Here is a 16,848-nt window from a genome sequence, read left to right on the forward strand (position 1 = left end):
AGGAAGCGGAAGAAATCCGCTAAATTAAAATAAATGTGGAGGCTTCGGCATGAACTTCTCCTTGGCTGGCCTGTGGAAACTGGCCCGCTGCACGGCGCTTTCGCTTGCGGCGATTGCCGCGCCCCTGGCGCCCGCCCTGGCCGAGGGCAAGACGATCACGGCGGTGCTGCATTCGGCGCTGCGGGTGCTGGACCCGATCATCACCACCGCCTACATCACCCGCGACCATGGCTACATGATCTACGACACGCTCGTCGCCATGGACGAGCATTACGAGATCAAGCCGCAGATGGCGGACTGGACCGTCTCCGACGACCGCCTGACCTACACCTTCACCTTGCGCGACGGACTGAAATGGCATGATGGCCAGCCGGTGACGGCGGCGGACTGCGTCGCCTCGCTGCGTCGCTGGGGCCAGCGCGACACGCTGGGCCAGCTGCTGATGGAGAAGACCGCGTCGCTGGAGGCGAAGGACGACCGCACCATCGTCCTGACCCTGAAGGAACCCTACGGCCTGGTGCTGCAGGCCCTGGGCAAGCCCAGCTCGATCGTGCCCTTCATGATGCCGAAGCGGGTCGCCGAGACGCCGGCCGACCAGCCGATCACCGACTACACCGGCTCCGGCCCCTTCCGCTTCGTCACCGAGGAGTTCCAGCCCGGGGTCAAGGCGGTCTACGCCAAGTTCGAGGACTATGTGCCGCGCACCGAGCCGGCGAGCTGGGCGGCGGGCGGCAAGGTCGTGAAGGTCGACCGCGTTGAATGGGTGGCGATGAGCGACCAGCAGACCGCGGCCAACGCCCTCTTGACCGGCGAGATCGACTTCTACGAGCAGGTGCCGGTCGACCTGCTGCCGCTGTTCGAGGGCAATGACGAGATCGCGGTCCGCATCGCCAACAAGCTGGGCTTCCAGAACATCGGGCGGATGAACTTCCTGTATCCGCCCTTCGACAACAAGAAGATCCGCCAGGCGGCGCTCTATGCCCTGACCCCGAAGGACTTCATGGATGCGATGACCGGCAACCCGGAATACTACCAGCTCTGCGCCTCGATCTATGGCTGCGGCACGACCCTGGCGAGCGAGGCCGGGGCGGTCACGCCCGATATGGCCAAGGCGAAGCAGCTGCTGCAGGAGGCCGGCTATGACGGCACGCCGGTGGTGCTGATGGCGCCGACCGATGTCCCGACCGTCAGCATCCAGCCCAATGTCGCGGCCCAGTCGCTGCGCGAGGCCGGGTTCAATGTCGACATGCAGGCGATGGACTGGCAGACGCTGGTCACCCGCCGCGCCAGCCAGGCGCCGCCGAAGGAGGGCGGCTGGAACCTGTTCTTTACCAACTTCGTCACCTTCGACATGGCCGACCCGCTGTCCAGCTTCCCCTTGAACGGCAAGGGGCCGAAGGGCGGCTGGTTCGGCTGGCCGGCCGACCCAGCGGCCGAGGAACTGCGCGCCCGTTTCGCCCGCAGCCAGGACCCGGCCGAGCAGAAGGCGATCGCCGAGGAGCTGCAGAAGCACGTCTATGACGAGGTGATGTACCTGCCGCTCGGCCAGTACAGCGTCCCGACCGCCTGGCGGACCGCGCTGACCGGGGTGCTGGAGGGCCCCGTCCCCTATTTCTGGAACATCGACAAGGCCGACTAGCCGGACGGGCGCGCCGTGCTGACCTATCTCGCCCGCCGCATCCTCGCCATCCTGCCGGTGATCCTGGTCGTGGCGCTGGTGGTGTTCCTGCTGCTGCGGCTGACGCCCGGGGACCCCGCAGCGATCATCGCCGGCGACCAGGCGACGCCGGAGCAGCTCGCCGCCATCCGCGCAGCGCTCGGCCTCGACCAGCCGCTTTCCACCCAGTTCGTGGGCTGGATCGGCCGGCTGCTGCACGGCGACCTCGGCGTGTCGCTGATCTCCAAGGTACCGGTGCTGCAGATGGTCGGCCAGCGCCTGGAGCCGAGCCTGAGCCTGGCCGTCCTGACCATCCTGGTCGCCGTGGCGGTGGCGGTGCCGCTGGGCACCCTCGCCGCCTGGCGCCAGGGCGGCTGGGTCGACCGCATCACCATGTCGGTCTCGGTGCTGGGCTTCTCGGTGCCGGTCTTCGTCGTCGGCTATCTCTGGATCCTGCTGTTCGCGATCGAGTGGAAGCTGCTGCCGGTGCAGGGCTTCAAGAGCCTGGCCGACGGGCTGTGGCCGTTCCTGCAGCGCATGATCCTGCCGGTGATGACGCTCAGCCTCGTCTACATCGCGCTGATCGCCCGCATCACCCGGACCAGCGTGATCGAGGTGCTGGGCGAGGACTATGTCCGCACCGCCCGGGCCAAGGGCATCAGCGAGCGCGCCGTGCTGTTCCGCCATGCCCTGCGCAACGCCGCGGTGCCGATTGTCACCGTGATCGGCATCGGCATCGCCCTCCTGATCAGCGGCGTGGTGGTGACCGAGAGCGTGTTCAACCTGCCCGGCATCGGCCGGCTGACCGTGGAGGCGGTGCTGGCGCGCGACTATCCGGTGATCCAGGCGGTGATCCTGCTGACCTCCTTCGTCTATGTCGCGGTCAATCTCGTCATCGACCTCGCCTACACCGCGCTCGACCCCAGGATCCGCTACTGATGGCCGCCGACACTCCCCTCGACCTGCCGCAGCGCAGCCCGATCCAGGCCGCGGCCGCGGCGCTGACCGCCAACCTGCCGACGCTGATCGCGGCCCTGGCCCTGGTCCTGATCGTCCTCGGGGCGGTGCTCGCGCCGCTGCTCTTCACCCAGGATCCGGCGGCGATGACCCCTGCCCTGCGGCTGAAGCCGGCGACCTGGGAACACTGGCTGGGCACCGACGCCTATGGCCGCGACCTCTATTCCCGCATCGTCTACGGCGCCCGTGTGTCGCTGGTGGTCGGCATCGGCGCCGCCGCGGTCAGCGTCGCCATCGGCCTCGCCATCGGCCTGGTCTCCGGCTTCTTCCGCGCCGTCGACGCGGTGGTGATGCGGGTGATGGACGGGCTGATGGCGATCCCGAACATCCTGCTGGCCATCGCCGTCGTCGCGCTGTCCGGCGCCACGCTGTGGACCGTGCTGGTCGCCATCACCATCCCGGAGATCCCGCGCGTGGTCCGGCTGGTGCGGTCGGTGGTGCTGTCGGCGCGGGAGGAGCCCTATGTCGAGGCCGCGATCGCCGCCGGCACCTCCCTGCCCCGCATCCTGTGGCGGCACCTGATGCCGAACACGCTGCCGGCGCTGATCGTCCAGGGCACCTATGTCTGCGCCTCGGCGATCCTGACGGAATCGATCCTGTCCTTTCTCGGCGCGGGGCTGAGCCCGGAGATCCCGACCTGGGGCAACATCATCGCCGAGGGCCGCAACTATTTCCTGGTCAAGCCGACCCTGATCCTGTGGCCGGGCCTGCTGGTGTCGCTGACCGTGCTGTCGGTCAACCTGGTCGGCGACGCGCTGCGCGACGCGCTCGACCCGCGCATGGCGAAGAGGGGCTGAGATGCCGGACACCCCGGTCCTGGAGATCCGCAACCTCGCCGTCCGCATCGCCGGCCCGGCCGGCATGCCGCGCGTGGTCGAGGACATGTCGCTCGAGGTCCATGCCGGCGAGACCGTCTGCGTCGTCGGCGAGAGTGGCTCCGGCAAGTCGGTCACCGCCCTCGCCACCATGGGGCTGCTGCCGCGCCGGGCGCTGGAGCCGGCCGGCGGGTCGATCCGGCTCGAGGGGGAGGAGCTGCTGCAGGCCTCGCCGGCCCGGCTGCGCTCCCTGCGCGCCACGAGCATGGCGATGGTGTTCCAGGAGCCGATGACGGCGCTGAACCCGGTCGCCACCGTCGGCCGCCAGATCGAGGAGGTGCTGCGCACCCACACCGGTCTCGGCGCCGCCGAGCGGCGGGCCCGCATCCTGGAGATCCTGCGGCAGGTGCATCTGCCGGAGGTCGACCGCATCTTCGCCTCCTATCCGCACCAGCTGTCGGGCGGGCAGCGCCAGCGCATCGTTATCGCCATGGCGCTGGTGCTGCGGCCGCGCCTCCTGATCTGCGACGAGCCGACCACGGCGCTGGACGTCACCACCCAGCGCCAGATCCTGAGCCTGATCCGCGAGTTGCAGGAGCAGCAAGGCACGGCCGTGCTGTTCATCACCCACGACATGGGTGTGGTGGCGGAGATCGCCGACCGCGTGGTGGTGATGCGGCGCGGCCGGCTGGTCGAGACCGGCGGCGTGCAGGACATCCTGCGGCGGCCGGCCCAGGCCTATACCCGCGAGCTGATCGCGGCGGTGCCCAGCCTGGTGCCGCGGGCACCGCGCGCCCCGGTGGCCGCCCCGGCGGTGCTGGAGACGGTGGACTTGAGCAAGACCTATCGCAGCCGCTCCGGCCTCGCCCGCACCCGCGAGGTCGCGGCCGCCGAAGGGGTGTCGCTGCGCCTGGCGCCGGGCCGCACCCTGGGCATCGTCGGAGAGTCCGGCTCGGGCAAGTCGACCGTGGCGCGCTGCGTGATGCGGTTGATCGAGCCCTCGGCCGGCGAGATCCGGATCGGCGGCACCGATGTCGCCCGGCTGTCGCGCCGACAGCTACGGCCGCATCGCCGCCGGGCGCAGATCGTGTTCCAGGATCCCTACCGCTCGCTCAACCCGCGGCTGAGGATCGCCGACACCCTGATCGAGGGGCCGATGAATTTCGGCCTGCCGCGCGCCGAGGCGCTGGAGCGGGCGCGGCGGCTGATGCCACTGGTCGGGCTCGACGCCACGGCGCTGGACCGCTTCCCGCACCAGTTCTCCGGCGGCCAGCGCCAGCGCATCGCCATCGCCCGGGCGCTGGCGATGGAGCCGGACCTGCTGGTCGCCGACGAGGCGGTCTCGGCGCTCGACGTCTCCGTCCAGGCCCAGGTCCTGGCGCTGCTGGAGGAGATCCAGGAGCGGCTCGGCATCGCCATCCTGTTCATCACCCACGACCTGCGCGTCGCGGCGCAGATCTGCGACGAGGTGGCGGTGATGCGCCAGGGCCGGGTGGTGGAGATCGGGCCGGCGGCCGAGGTGCTGCGCCGGCCGCGCGATGCCTACACCCGCCAGCTGTTCGAGGCGGCGCCGGGCCGGCACTGGGACTTCGCCAACTTCCGTCCGGTGGCCCTGGCGGCCGCGGCCGAGGCCTGATGCCGGTGGCCCTTGAAATCGACTCTTCGGTCCCTTCCTCGTCATGGCGAGGAGCGAAGCGACGTGGCCATCCAGAGGCCGGTGCTGCTGGATGGCCACGCCCCTTCGGGGCTCGCCATGACGGACCAAGATTTCGGGCCGCTGGTATGGTGCCAGGATCTCAGAGACCGGGGTGATCTGTGCCTTGTTCATGGAACATATCATGAACGAAAATCGCGAGTTAACGCAAGAGACCATCGCATTCGCTGTGACCGCAGGCCCCTGACGGTGGCCGGCCGGAGTGGATCAGGGATCGAGCAGCGCCTGCAGCCGGGCGCCGACGGCCGGCAAGAAGCGGCGGTTCTGGGCCATGTGCCGGCCGACGGTGTAGACCGCAGCGACCAAGCTGCGGCCGGAGGCGGCCTCCCAATAGGCCATGTCGTGCCGGGTCTCGCTGGTCCAGCCGGCCTTCGACCACAGCCGGACATCGCGCGGCAGCGTCTCGCCGAGGAAGCCGCGGACCTGGTCCTCATAGCCCGGCGGCAACCGCTCCGGATCGCGCTCGGGCTCGCGGTCGAGCAGATCCATCATCCGGCCGCAGGCCGCGGGCGAGACCAGCTGCCCGGCGACGATCCCGTGCAGCAGCGCCGCCGCCGCGCGCGGCGCGATCAGGTTGCCGCCATGCACCCGCGCCGCCTTCTCCCGGCCATAGGGCGAGTCCTCATAGGTGCTGTGCCACAGCCTGAGCCGGTCGAACTCCGGCCAGCCCCAGCTTTCGAACCAGCGCTGGATCGCCTGGCGCCTGTCCCACCAGACGGCCATCTCCGGCTCCGGCAGCGGACCACCCGGCGTGGTGCCGGTCATGCGGCCGAACAGGTAGGTGGTGGCGTCGTTGCTGGACTGGCGGATCATCGCCGACAGGGCGCGCAGGTCCTCCTCGTCCGGCTGCAGCAGGCCGGCTTCGACCCAGTGCTGGAAGGCAACCAGGTAGAAGCTCTTGCAGGTGCTGGCCGGATAGACGGCGACCTCGTCGCGATGGCCGAAGACCGGCCCGTCCGAGTAGCGGTCTGCCGCGCGATCGCGCAGCCGGCCCGGATAGAGCCGGACCGTCAGGCCGAAATCCTCAGGCCCGACCTCGCCCTTGAACTCCTCCAGCAGGTCCCGGACCAGCATCGGTCCGATATCGGGGTCGCCCATCAGCCGGCGCAGGCGGCGACGAAGGCCGCAAGGATGGCGCGGTCGGCCTCGCTGCGCAGATACTCCGGGTGCCACTGCACGCCGAGGCAGAAGCGCTGTCCCGGATGCTCCACCGCCTCCACCACCCCGTCGGGGGCGACGCCGGAGACGACGAGATCCGGCCCGGCCGCCTTCACCGCCTGGTGGTGCGAGCTGTTGACGCCGAAGCGCGCCGCGCCGGTGATGCGGGCGAGCAGCGTGCCGGGCGTGACCTCGACTTCATGCGCCGCCACCCAGCCGGCCGGATCGTGGATCTTGCGCTCCGGGCTGTGCTCGAGCGCGTTGTCGATCTCGGCCGGGATGTGCTGCACCAGCGTGCCGCCCAGCACCACGGCCAGCAGCTGCTCGCCGCCGCAGATGCCGAGCACCGGCAGGTTCCGCGCCACCGCGCCCCGCACCAGCGCCCATTCGAACTGGGTGCGCACCGGCTTGGTCTTCACCGTCTCGTGCACCGAACCGGCGCCCCAGAGCATGGGGTCGACGTCGAAGCCGCCGCCGGTGACGACGATGCCGTCGCAGAGGTCGAGATAGCGGTCGACCGCATCGACCAGATGCGGCAGCGCCAGCGGCGCGGCGCCGAACTCCGCCAGCGACCCGCAGTAGTTCTGCCGCAGCGCGTACCAGGGCGAGGAGGAATAGCCGCCCGCCTCCTCGGCATCCAGGGTCACTCCGATGACGGGCTTGGCGGTGGGCATGTTCATCCTACGGGGAAGCGGAGCGGTTCTTCCGTGATGCCCGGCGCCGCTCGTCTCTGTCAAATTCCGGCCGGTTATAGGACCTGCATCGCCTGTTATCGCCTGGCGCTGCGGGTCCGCTGCGTCGGCTTGCCGGTGAGGTGGTCGAGGAACAGATGCGCCGCATGCGACAGCGGGTAGTTCTCGTGGTGCAGCGCCGTGATCGGCAGGGTGATCTCCGGCACGATGGCGCGGACGGTGACGTCCGGCACGGCCCAGGCCTGGGCCGTGTGTTCGTCGACGATGGCCGAGCCGGCGCCGTAGCGCACCAGCGGCAGCGCCAGGTAGTAGGTCTGGATCAGGTTCTTCGGGGCGTAGCGGATGCCGGCGCGGGCGAAGGCGTCGGACAGGGTGGCGCCGATCGAGGTGTCTGGGTCGACGCCGATCAGCGTCTCCACATCGATCCGGTCGAGCGTGATCTCGGCCGCCTCGCCGGGCCCGAGCGGCACGGTCGACAGATGCACCAGCCGCGACGTGCCGATGGCGGTCTTGCGCATGCCCGGCGGCAGCACCGGCTCATAGGCGATGGCGAGGTCGAGGCTGTTGGTGGCGATCAGCTCCAGGATCTCGCGGGTGTGGTGGGTGCGCAGGTCGAAGCTGACGCCGGGGTGGCGGCGATGGAACTGGGCCATCTGCTCGGTCATGAAGCCGAAGCCGAGGCTGGGCAGGCAGGCGATGCGGACATGGCCCTCGCGCCCGCGCCGGAGGTTGGCGGCGATGCTGGAGATCCGCTCCAGCCCGGCGAAGGTGCGGTCGATCTCGACTTCGAGCAACTTGGCCTCGCGGGTCGGCACCAGCTTGCCCTTGACCCGCTCGAACAGGCGCAGGCCCAGCTGGTCCTCGGCATGGCGCAGCAGCTTGCTGACCGCGGGCTGGGAGACGTTCAGCAGCTCGGCCGCGCCGGTGATCGACCCGGCCTTCTGCACCGCCTGCAGCGCCTCGATATGCCTCAGCCTGATGGTCATCGCGCTTAGATCCTCCCCGAACCGGCATGGCACAGCGGCGGGGGCATGACAAGCCGGCCCGGCCGTGCGAGGGTCCGGCCATGATCCGCATCACCGCCCGCATCGTGCTCGACGAGCGCGACATCGAGGAGAGCTTCATCCTCGCCTCCGGCCCAGGCGGGCAGAACGTCAACAAGGTCGCGACCGCGGTGCAGCTGCGCTACCCGGTCGACCGGGCCGGGCTGCCGGAAGAGATGCGGGCGCGGCTGGAGGCCCTGGCCGGGCAGCGCCTGACCAAGGACGGCGTGCTGGTGATCACCGCCCGCGAGCACCGCAGCCAGGAGCGCAACCGGGCCGAGGCGCTGGACCGGCTGGTCGATCTGTTCCGGCGCGCCGCGGTGGCGCCGAAGAAGCGTCGGCCGACGCGGGCGACGCTGGGCAGCAAGATCCGGCGGCTCGACGCCAAGAGCAAGCGGTCGGCGGTCAAGCGGATGCGGGGCAGCCCGGGCGAAGATTGACGTCCTGTCCGGGTCCCGAGTGGCATGGCCTGTGTTGCCCATCCTTCGTCATTGCGAGCGCAGCGAAGCAATCCAGGGCTGTTTGGCGTGGCCCCTGGATTGCTTCGTCGGCTTCGCCTCCTCGCAATGACGGTGGAGACGGGCAGCGTCAGGCCCCCTACTCCGCCTTCCAGGCGCCCCAGAGCCGCGGCTTGTCGGCCGCCCAGGGGCGATATCCCTTCAGCTTCGGACCGACCGCGTCGACCGCCGGATCGTAGTAGAGGCCGATGATCGGCACCTGCTCCGCCGCCAGCGCGTGCAGCCGCTTCAGCGCCTCCTTGCGCGCCGCGGCATCCTCGGTCTGGACCGACCGGGCGAGGAGTTCCGTCGCCTTCGGGTCGTCCCACTGGTTGCCGGGATCCTCAGCCTTGCTGCCGATCAGGATGCCGTAGAGCAGCGACGGATCGAGCCGGGCCGAGAAGGCGAAGGATTGCAGCTGGAACTTGCCGGCGATGTAGTTGTCGAGCTGCGTCGCCCAGTCCAGCACCTCCAGCCGGGCGTCGATCCCGGCCGCGGCCAGCATCGCCTGGACCAGCACGGCGTTGTCGTACATGCCGTCATAGCGCTTGTTGGTCTGGATGGTGATCGGCTGGCCCTTGTAGCCGGCCTCCTGCAGCAGCGCCTGCGCCTTGGCGGGGTCGTAGGCCGGCCAATCGAGGAAGCCGTCGTCGAAGAAGGTGCTGCTGCGGGCCACGGCCGAGGGGTTGGCTTCCGTCAGGCCATAGGTGCGGGCCTGGGCGATCTGCTTCAGGTCGATTGCGTGGGCGATCGCCCGGCGGATGCGCGGGTCGGACAGCAGGGGATCGGCGGTCTGGACCAGGATCACCGACCAGCCGAGGCCCTGGGCCGTCTCGACCGTGCTGCCATTGGCCTTGACCTGATCGATCTGCCCCGGCGCCAGGCTGGGCAGCAGGTCGATCCCGCCGGTGGCCAGCGCCGCCTCCGCCGTCGACGGGTCGGGCACGATCTGGAAGCGGATGGTGTCGGCATGGGCGATGCGGGCGCCGGCATAGCCGCTGCCCGGTTCCGAGAGCGGCCTGTAGTCGGCGAAGCGCTGCAGCACCACCGCCTCGCCCCGTTTCCAGGAGGACAGCTTGTAGGGCCCGGTGCCGATCGGCGTGTTCCAGCTGCCGTCCGGGTTCAGGCTGTCGGGGCTGATCGTGCCGCTGGCGAAGCACTGGAAATTGGCGAGCTGCGCCAGGAACAGGGCGTTCGGCGCGGCCAGGCGGAAGCGGATTGTCTGCGGGTCCGGCGTCTCCACCGCCTCGACCTTCAGCCCGCCGGAACCGTCGAAGAGCGGCCGGCAGGTCCAGCTCTCCGTCGCCCAGCGGCGGTCCCAGCTCCATTTCGCCTCGGCCGAGGTGACCGGCTTGCCGTTGTGGAACAGTGCCCCCTGCCTGATCTTGAAGTCGTAGGTCCGCCCACCATCCGCGACGGTCCAGGATTCCGCCAGGGCCGGGCCGACGGTCAGGTCCTCGCGATAGCCGACCAGGGATTCGACCACATGCTGCATCACGGTGTCCGTGTTGCCGTCCCGGTTGATGCCGGGATCGGTGCTGCGGATATCCGCGGTCAGCGCCACGGTGATGGTGCCGCCGTCGCGCGGCGCGTCCTGCGCCGCCGCGCCAGCAGCCAGGATCAGGGCGAGCGCAAGCCCGCCGAACATCGCCTTCATCACTGCCCCTGTTTGTCGTTGTCGGTGACTCTCAGACCGCTTTTCGCCGCGCCAGCACCTCCCCGAAGAAGTTCTTCACCGCGCCCAGCAGCTCGCGGTCGTCATGGCCGATGCCCGGGATCGTGTCCTGCTGCACGGCGATCCCCTGCGCCTCCAGGCTGCGGCGCAGCGACCGCATCCGGTCCTGGCGGTTGCGCCCGGCAAGGTCGGCGCCCGGCATCCACCAGGCGTCGCCCGGCTTGATGGTGATTTCCCAGGTCTCGGTGTCGTCGCCGCCGATCACCATGTGCACCGGCACCCGGCGGATGGCATCGAGGTCGAGCTTCTTGCCGAACACGGCCTCGAAGTTCCGTACCCCGACCCAGAAGTCGTGCTCGAAATCGAGCAGGGTGACGACGCCGGGCGCACCGATCGAGGCGCCGAGCAGCCGTTCCGGATGCAGATAGAGGAAACGGTGGGTGAAATGGCCACCGCCGGAGAAGCCGTACATCAGCACCCGGTCGCCCTCGATCCGGTACCGGGCCTGCGTCTCGGCGATCATAGCCAGCAGCATCGCGTCGTAATGCAGGTCGCCGGCGCGCAGCAGCTTGTAGCTGGACAGGTCGCCCGGCTCGGTGATGCCGACCGGGAACAGGGGCGCCAGCACGATCACGCCGTGGCGCTCGGCGAAGTCGGCGAAGCTGTCGCGGTAGGTCTGCATGCCGCGCTCGGTGCCGTGCACGATCACCGCCAGCGGCCAGCGGTCGCTGCCGTCCTCGTCGTAGTCCTCCGGCACATAGGCGCAGTAGCAGAAGCGCTGGTCGAGGCCGCAGGCATAGACCGTGGTCGCCCCGAAATCGCTGGACGTCAGCACCCTGCCATGCCCGTGCGGCCGCGCCATCATGTCCTCCCCGCTCCTGATCGCCGAAAGTGAGACATGTTTTTGAGTACATGAAAAGCACAATCAATGCGATTCATCCGGGACTCTGGTTCTTTCATGGGGTGGAAACGCAGATCCTCCCACACGGACGCGCAGACCCTCCTCTCCTGCAAGAGCAGGGAAGAATGGAAAGCGGTTGGTTTCGTAGGGTTCGCGGCAAGCGAACCCAACAGGCAAGGGTGCAGCGGCGAGATGTTGGGTTCGCCAAGGCGAACCCAACCTACGCGGTCGCGCCGCGCCGGCGCTCAGCTGCTGTCCAGCTTCGCGGGCATGGACGGCGGGCGGCCGTCTTCGAGCGCGTCCGGCTGTGAAGGCCAGCCATCTCCGGTGTCGGCGTCTGCGGCGACGGCGTCCCTTCTCGCACCGGACGAGCCGGCATTGTCATTGGCGTTGGTGATATCGTCCCAGCCCTGCGGCAGCCGGCTCGGATCCAGCCGGCGGCCGAGCCAGCGGCAGACCTCCCGCACGAACTCACCGGCCGACAGGGTGTCGAGCTGCACGTCCAGCCCCTCGTCCTCGGTCAGCCTCTCCCACACCTCGGACCGCAGGCGTTCGGTCTCCTCGGGGTCGACGATCTCGCCGGCCATGGCGAGGTCCGCAGCCTCGGCGGCCGCGACCGCCTCGACCACCGCCCGCACCGCCTGCTCCCGCCGCCGGCGGCGGCGCTCCAGCGCCCCCGATTCCTCGCCCTCGGCCCGGCGGTGCAGGTAGTCGCCGCGGATCCGCTCGGCCATCGCGATCGACAGCCGGATCGAGCGGGACAGGCGCGACTGCATCAGCGCGAAGTCGGGTGGCTCCTCTGGCCCGGCCAGAGCCGCCTGCTGCTGCCGCTCGGTCAGCCGCTTGCAGCGGATGTCGACCTCGACCACCTCGCGCAGCTTGTCCAGCGCCCATCCCGTCCAGTTCAGGTCGGGATCGGACCGCCGGGCCTCGCCCGAACCAGCATCGGTCTGCGCCATCTCCATGGAACATATCATGAACAAGGCCGCGAATTAACGCAACTGCACATCGTGTTTTCCCCGCCCACGCCGAACCCGCGAGGCCGGCATCCGCCTATACCCGGGCGGGTGCTTTGGCAGGCGTCCGGGCCGACCACAAAAGGCGGAAAGCCGGCATTCGACTGCCACATCTCGGAGATCTCGTCGTCGTCGACACGCGTCACGACGAGGTGCATCATCGTGGGCTCGAACAGCAGCCGAGCTTCGGCGATTTCGGGAAGCGAAGGGACCGCCTCGTGAGCAAGGGAGGTCTCTATGAAAGTTCACAAGCTGTTGGCCGCCGCAGCGCTGGTTTCGGGCGCGCTCTTGACGAAGCCGACCCTGGCCGAGGACATCACGCTGGAGTTCGTGGTCTGGAACTACTCGCTCGAAACCATTCAGGACAATGTCAAGCAGTTCGAGGCAGCCACTCCGGGCGTCAAGGTAAAGATCACCGACTACACCTGGCCGGACTATCACGACAGCCTCGTCCTGCGCTTTCGCGGTGGCACGCCGACCGACGTCATCTACTGCGGTCAGGATTGGTTGCCAGGCTGGGCCGCGGGCGGATTCGTAGCGCCCCTGGACGATATCGCGCCGCCAGGTGCGGTGGACGAGCTGAAGAAGGACATCGCCGGCTTTGCCTTGAGTGACATGACCTATAAGGGCAAGCTCTACGGCCTGCCCTATTACGCCGACACGATCTCCTTCATCTACAACAAGAAGATCCTTGCGGATAAGGGCATCGCCGTGCCCAAGACCTGGGAGGAAGTAACCGCGGCGGCAGAAAAGCTCAAGGCCGGCGGCATGGAACATCCGATCTCCTATGAGTACAGCCAGGAGCTCCCGAACTTCTTCGACGCCTTCGTGGCGCAGGCCTATGGCCGTGGCGCGGAACTCTTCGATGCCGATCAAAGGGCGGTTTTCGACAATCCGGAGAACGGCGCCTACAAGCAATTGCAGTGGCTCGCCGACGCATTCTCCAAGGGGCTGGTGCAGCCGGAAACGCATGAGTCGAAGATCATCCCGGCGATGAACACTGGCCGCCACGCCTTCACCGTCGTCTTCAACTATGTGCTGGCGGCGATGAACAACGCGGCCGACCAGCCGCTTGCAGGCCAGTTCGCCCTGGCGCCTATGCCGGGCGAGACGCACACCACGCTCGGCTTTGCGAAATTCTATGCGGTGACGGCGAAGACGGCGGCCGATCCGGCACGCGCCGAAGCCGCTTGGAAGTTCATCAACTTCATGGCCGGCAAGCCCTACAAGATCGCCAGGCGATGGGCTGCCGAGAAGGGGCTTGGTTTCGGGCAGCTTCCACTGTTCGAGGACCAGGCCGTCATCGCCTCATGGGGTAAATGGATCGATGTGCCAACGTTGAAGCAGCAGGTCGCGACCGCGCGAGCCGGAACCTGGACCGAGTGGCACTCGCAATGGTCGGCCTATTTCCGTCCGCTCCTCGCCAAGGCGATGGTGGGCGAAGCACCTGTCGAACAGGTGATGAAGGACGGTGCCGAGCGCTGGAACCAGCTGCGGGAACAGTTCGCCCGTCGTTAGGTTAGCGACGAGCTCGTCTCGCCACAAAAGCCGCGTTGGCAGTTATCGATCTGGCGGATCTCCCAATGTGGACCACGCGACGCTTCCCGGCCTCCTGGCTCCTGCCGGCGCTGGTGCCGGTGGCATTGATGACCATCTACCCGATAGCCTATGCCGTTTGGACTAGCCTGCATTCGGTGCTCCTGCTCTTTCCGGACACGCCGTTCGTGGGGGTCGACAACTATGTCCGCGTCGTGACGAGCGGATATTTCCTCGACGCACTTTATAACTCCCTGATCTTCAGCGTCATCGCGGCTCCGTTGGTGGTGGTGCTTGGCACCCTGACCGCCTTGTTCCTTCAGCGCAGGTTCTTCGGCTCGCAGATCGTCCGCTCAGTCGTGCTCCTGCCGTGGGTCCTGCCGGGAGCGATCAGCGCCGTGCTGTGGATCTGGGTATTCCACCCGAGCTTCGGCGTGCTCAACGGCGCGCTCCGCGCGATAGGCCTGATCAGCGGCTCCATCCCTTGGCTCATCTCGCCGAAGCTCGCGCTGATCTCGGTCGTGCTGGCACATGTGTGGACGCAGATACCGTTTGCCGTGGTGCTCGTCATGGCGGCGCTCTCGGCCATCAACCCCGAGACTCTTGAAGCCGCGGCGATCGATTGCCGCAGTCCGGTCAAGCGTTTCCGCTACGTGATCTTTCCCGAGATCAAGCCGATGATCGTCGTGCTCTTGATCTACAATGCTCTGACGGCTTTCACGACCTACGACCTTGTCTACGCCATGACCGGCGGCGGTCCCGGTACGGCCACCACGCTCCTCTCCTTCCAGATCTGGAAGGAGAGCTTCTCGATGTATGACTTCGGCACGGGCTCGGCGGTCGCCTTCATCGTCGTGGCAATCTCGGCCGCGATGATCCTTGCAATCACACGCAGCCTGCCTTCAGACCTGTTCGAGAGTGGCTGAGATGCCCGGCCGCCGCAATCCGGCACTTACTTTCCTGTTCGCCGCGCTGATCCTGCTCTTCACCGGCGGACCGGTAGCGCTTTCGCTCTACGGAAGCCTTGTCCCCGATCGCATCCTGCTCGATCCCAACCGAAGCGTGCTCTCGGACGGGCCAAGCCTGGAGAGCTACCGTTATGTCTTCACCGGCGAGCTGCCGGCCTCCTACCGGCAGGAGAGCGCCAACCGTGCAATGATTTCGGACGCCGCGCGCCAAGTGCCGCGCAGCCTTGTCAACTCGTCGATCATCGCGCTCAGCGCGATGCTGCTGAACATTCTTCTCGGCGCGCCTGCCGCGTTCATCTACGCGCGCCATTCATTTCCAGGCAAAAAGCTCAGCTTCATGTTCCTGATCCTTGCGCCGCTGGTTCCGGCGGTGGCGCTGATCACGCCGGTCTACATGATGCTCGAGGGTCTGGGACTGACTGGAACCCGGGTCGGAATCATCCTCGTGCACACGGCCAGGGCGCTGCCCTTCACGGTGCTGATCCTGTCCGTATTCTTCCGAAAGATCCCGCACGAGCTCTTCGAAGCCGCGCTCCTCGACCACTGCAGCCGCTTCCAGACCTTCCTGCGTATTGCGCTGCCGCTCGCCCTGCCGTCGATCGGCGCAACCGGCCTCTTCGCCTTCATGCTCTCCTACTCCGAATACATGTTCGCGATGGTTCTGTCGGGCGACGCCGGCACTCGGCCGGTGTCGGTCGTCATGGCGGCTCTGGCGCGCAACACGGATGTTTCCTGGAGCCTGCTCAACACGGCGATCTTCCTCGCGATCGTCCCGACCCTCGTGCTGGTCGTGCTCGTGTGGCGCGTTGTGGTCGAAGGGCTACTCGGGGGCGCGGTCAAGGGGTAGCGTCATGGATCACGAGATCGACGACAAAGGCGTCGCCGCGAAGGGATCGTGATTTGGCGTCAGTCGAGCTGAAGAATGTTTCAAAGAGCTTCGGCAAGGTCGAGGCCGTGCGCGACGTCTCATTGACAATTTCGGACCGCGAGTTCGTCGTGTTTCTTGGCCCATCGGGCTGCGGCAAGTCGACTTTGCTCAGGATGATCGCCGGCTTGGAATCGGTGAGTTCCGGCGAGCTCAGCATTGGCGGCAAGCCGATGAACGAGGTGGCGGCGGCCGACCGCGGCATCGCCATGGTGTTCCAGTCCTATGCGCTCTACCCGCATATGAGCGTGGCCGAGAACATGGGATTTGCCCTGAAGATGCTCGGCACGGACAAGGCCGAGATCGACCGGAAAGTCGCGGAGACGGCGGCCATATTGCAGATCGAGGACCTCCTGACGCGCCGGCCGCGCGAGCTCTCCGGAGGCCAGCGCCAGCGGGTGGCCATCGGGCGCGCGATCGTGCGCAAACCCGAGGTGTTTCTCTTCGACGAGCCGCTGTCCAATCTCGATGCCGATCTGCGTGCGCAGATGCGTGTCGAGATAGCGCGGCTCCACAGGCAGCTGGAGACGACCATGATCTACGTGACGCACGACCAGGTCGAGGCGATGACGCTGGCTGAGCGCATCGTCATCCTGAACAAGGGCCGGGTCGTGCAGGAAGGCGCGCCGCTGGATCTCCACGACCGGCCGGCCAACCGCTTCGTCGCAGGCTTCCTCGGCCAGCCGAAGATGAACTTCCTGCCGGCCCTCGTGCAACGCGCGGGCGATGCCGTCAGCTTTCGCCTTGCGGCGAACGGCCAGCCGCTCTTCTCCATTCGCGAAGGCTTGCGGCTCCCGTCGGGCGAGGCCGCTGAGATCGGTGTGCGCCCCAACGCCATTTCGCTCTCCGACAATGAGGGCATCGCGGCCGAAACTGTCCTCGTAGAGCGGCTCGGGGGGACGAGCTTGGTCCATCTCAAGGTCGAGGGCCTGCCCCGGTTCGTGACGGTGGAACTGCAAGGCAAACCAGCGATAACGATCGGCTCCTCTGTCCGCTTCCGCTTCGACCCGGCCGACGCTCATGTTTTCGACAGTCAGGGGCGCAGCTGCAGGCTCTAGACGAGGATCGGACAGACGGCGATGAGCGGTCTCGACGGAGACCACGTCCGCTCAAGAGAACCCGAGAGCCCGACCGAAGGTCCGCAAAGGTGACGAGGCGCCCGTTCGGCCGCACGAAGCCGAGCTTGCGCGGTGGGTCGACTGCAGTCGAGGCGCAGCGCTTGCCGCAGGCTCAC

At 67.8% G+C, this 16,848-nt stretch carries 15 protein-coding genes; 9 read left to right on the top strand and 6 right to left on the bottom strand.

The features are described from left to right. The first annotated feature begins 49 nt into the window (after positions 1-49). Genes KXR53_RS20040 through KXR53_RS20055 form a run of 4 tightly spaced genes read left to right on the top strand, consistent with a single transcriptional unit; the run spans position 50 to position 5,125 of the window. Entirely contained in the window at positions 50-1,639 is a 1,590-nt protein-coding gene (locus KXR53_RS20040; RefSeq protein WP_437377032.1) for an ABC transporter substrate-binding protein, read from the top strand. A gap of 15 nt (positions 1,640-1,654) precedes the next feature. Next, positions 1,655-2,596, top strand: a complete 942-nt coding sequence (locus KXR53_RS20045) for an ABC transporter permease (RefSeq protein WP_437377033.1) — start codon at positions 1,655-1,657, stop codon at positions 2,594-2,596. After that, positions 2,596-3,471, top strand: a complete 876-nt coding sequence (locus KXR53_RS20050) for an ABC transporter permease (protein ID WP_437377034.1) — start codon at positions 2,596-2,598, stop codon at positions 3,469-3,471. The genes KXR53_RS20045 and KXR53_RS20050 overlap by 1 nt, the downstream gene beginning before the upstream one ends. 1 nt (position 3,472) lies before the next feature. Beyond that, the gene (locus KXR53_RS20055; RefSeq protein ID WP_437377035.1) at positions 3,473-5,125 is read left to right on the top strand and encodes a dipeptide ABC transporter ATP-binding protein; all 1,653 of its coding nucleotides are present in this window, start codon (positions 3,473-3,475) and stop codon (positions 5,123-5,125) included. 285 nt (positions 5,126-5,410) lie between these two features. On the opposite strand, the gene KXR53_RS20060 is transcribed toward KXR53_RS20055, so the two are convergent. The 3 genes from KXR53_RS20060 to KXR53_RS20070 form a co-directional block, all read right to left on the bottom strand. Then, complete coding sequence (locus KXR53_RS20060; RefSeq protein ID WP_437377036.1) at positions 5,411-6,301, bottom strand: serine hydrolase; 891 nt, start codon at positions 6,299-6,301, stop codon at positions 5,411-5,413. After that, positions 6,301-7,035 (bottom strand): gamma-glutamyl-gamma-aminobutyrate hydrolase family protein, encoded by a 735-nt coding sequence (locus KXR53_RS20065; protein WP_437377037.1) that lies wholly within the window; start codon positions 7,033-7,035, stop codon positions 6,301-6,303. Before KXR53_RS20065 ends, KXR53_RS20060 begins: the two co-directional genes overlap by 1 nt. Positions 7,036-7,130: 95 nt before the next feature. Further along, positions 7,131-8,039 (bottom strand): LysR family transcriptional regulator, encoded by a 909-nt coding sequence (locus KXR53_RS20070; protein ID WP_437377038.1) that lies wholly within the window; start codon positions 8,037-8,039, stop codon positions 7,131-7,133. Positions 8,040-8,119: 80 nt separating this feature from the next. On the opposite strand from KXR53_RS20070, the gene arfB reads away from it, so the two are divergent. After that, on the top strand, positions 8,120-8,536 hold the full coding sequence (arfB, locus tag KXR53_RS20075) for an alternative ribosome rescue aminoacyl-tRNA hydrolase ArfB (protein WP_437377039.1): 417 nt from the start codon (positions 8,120-8,122) through the stop codon (positions 8,534-8,536). Positions 8,537-8,693: 157 nt separating this feature from the next. Here arfB and KXR53_RS20080 read toward each other — a convergent pair whose 3' ends face one another. The 3 genes from KXR53_RS20080 to KXR53_RS20090 form a co-directional block, all read right to left on the bottom strand. After that, on the bottom strand, positions 8,694-10,250 hold the full coding sequence (locus KXR53_RS20080; RefSeq protein ID WP_437377040.1) for an ABC transporter substrate-binding protein: 1,557 nt from the start codon (positions 10,248-10,250) through the stop codon (positions 8,694-8,696). A gap of 31 nt (positions 10,251-10,281) precedes the next feature. Beyond that, positions 10,282-11,130, bottom strand: coding sequence for a hypothetical protein (locus KXR53_RS20085; protein ID WP_437377042.1), 849 nt, complete (start codon positions 11,128-11,130; stop codon positions 10,282-10,284). A gap of 284 nt (positions 11,131-11,414) precedes the next feature. Continuing rightward, on the bottom strand, positions 11,415-12,134 hold the full coding sequence (locus tag KXR53_RS20090; RefSeq protein ID WP_437377043.1) for a hypothetical protein: 720 nt from the start codon (positions 12,132-12,134) through the stop codon (positions 11,415-11,417). Positions 12,135-12,422: 288 nt separating this feature from the next. On the opposite strand from KXR53_RS20090, the gene KXR53_RS20095 reads away from it, so the two are divergent. The 4 genes from KXR53_RS20095 (at position 12,423) to KXR53_RS20110 (ending at position 16,672) form a co-directional block, all read left to right on the top strand. Then, positions 12,423-13,703 carry an ABC transporter substrate-binding protein gene (locus KXR53_RS20095; RefSeq protein WP_437377044.1) on the top strand — a complete coding sequence of 427 codons (1,281 nt, stop codon included), beginning with the start codon at positions 12,423-12,425 and terminating at the stop codon, positions 13,701-13,703. A 65-nt stretch (positions 13,704-13,768) separates the two neighbouring features. Next, positions 13,769-14,647 carry a carbohydrate ABC transporter permease gene (locus KXR53_RS20100; protein WP_437377045.1) on the top strand — a complete coding sequence of 293 codons (879 nt, stop codon included), beginning with the start codon at positions 13,769-13,771 and terminating at the stop codon, positions 14,645-14,647. A 1-nt stretch (position 14,648) separates the two neighbouring features. Continuing rightward, positions 14,649-15,536: a carbohydrate ABC transporter permease gene (locus tag KXR53_RS20105; protein WP_437377046.1), complete on the top strand. Its 888-nt coding sequence runs from the start codon at positions 14,649-14,651 to the stop codon at positions 15,534-15,536. Positions 15,537-15,589: 53 nt separating this feature from the next. Continuing rightward, positions 15,590-16,672, top strand: coding sequence for an ABC transporter ATP-binding protein (locus KXR53_RS20110; protein ID WP_437377047.1), 1,083 nt, complete (start codon positions 15,590-15,592; stop codon positions 16,670-16,672). Positions 16,673-16,848 lie beyond the last annotated feature (176 nt).

Origin of the sequence: Inquilinus limosus, assembly GCF_051487185.1 — a bacterium.
GTDB lineage: Bacteria > Pseudomonadota > Alphaproteobacteria > DSM-16000 > Inquilinaceae > Inquilinus > Inquilinus limosus_F.

Bases quoted from the DNA above. Each gene is read 5' to 3' on its own strand.
- KXR53_RS20040 (WP_437377032.1), top strand. From the start codon at position 50: ATGAACTTCTCCTTGGCTGGCCTGTGGAAACTGGCCCGCTGCACGGCG.
- KXR53_RS20050 (WP_437377034.1), top strand. From the start codon at position 2,596: ATGGCCGCCGACACTCCCCTCGACCTGCCGCAGCGCAGCCCGATCCAG.
- KXR53_RS20055 (WP_437377035.1), top strand. From the start codon at position 3,473: ATGCCGGACACCCCGGTCCTGGAGATCCGCAACCTCGCCGTCCGCATC.
- KXR53_RS20060 (WP_437377036.1), bottom strand. From the start codon at position 6,301: ATGGGCGACCCCGATATCGGACCGATGCTGGTCCGGGACCTGCTGGAG.
- KXR53_RS20065 (WP_437377037.1), bottom strand. From the start codon at position 7,035: ATGCCCACCGCCAAGCCCGTCATCGGAGTGACCCTGGATGCCGAGGAG.
- KXR53_RS20070 (WP_437377038.1), bottom strand. From the start codon at position 8,039: ATGACCATCAGGCTGAGGCATATCGAGGCGCTGCAGGCGGTGCAGAAG.
- arfB (WP_437377039.1), top strand. From the start codon at position 8,120: ATGATCCGCATCACCGCCCGCATCGTGCTCGACGAGCGCGACATCGAG.
- KXR53_RS20080 (WP_437377040.1), bottom strand. From the start codon at position 10,250: ATGAAGGCGATGTTCGGCGGGCTTGCGCTCGCCCTGATCCTGGCTGCT.
- KXR53_RS20085 (WP_437377042.1), bottom strand. From the start codon at position 11,130: ATGGCGCGGCCGCACGGGCATGGCAGGGTGCTGACGTCCAGCGATTTC.
- KXR53_RS20090 (WP_437377043.1), bottom strand. From the start codon at position 12,134: ATGGAGATGGCGCAGACCGATGCTGGTTCGGGCGAGGCCCGGCGGTCC.
- KXR53_RS20095 (WP_437377044.1), top strand. From the start codon at position 12,423: ATGAAAGTTCACAAGCTGTTGGCCGCCGCAGCGCTGGTTTCGGGCGCG.
- KXR53_RS20100 (WP_437377045.1), top strand. From the start codon at position 13,769: ATGTGGACCACGCGACGCTTCCCGGCCTCCTGGCTCCTGCCGGCGCTG.
- KXR53_RS20105 (WP_437377046.1), top strand. From the start codon at position 14,649: ATGCCCGGCCGCCGCAATCCGGCACTTACTTTCCTGTTCGCCGCGCTG.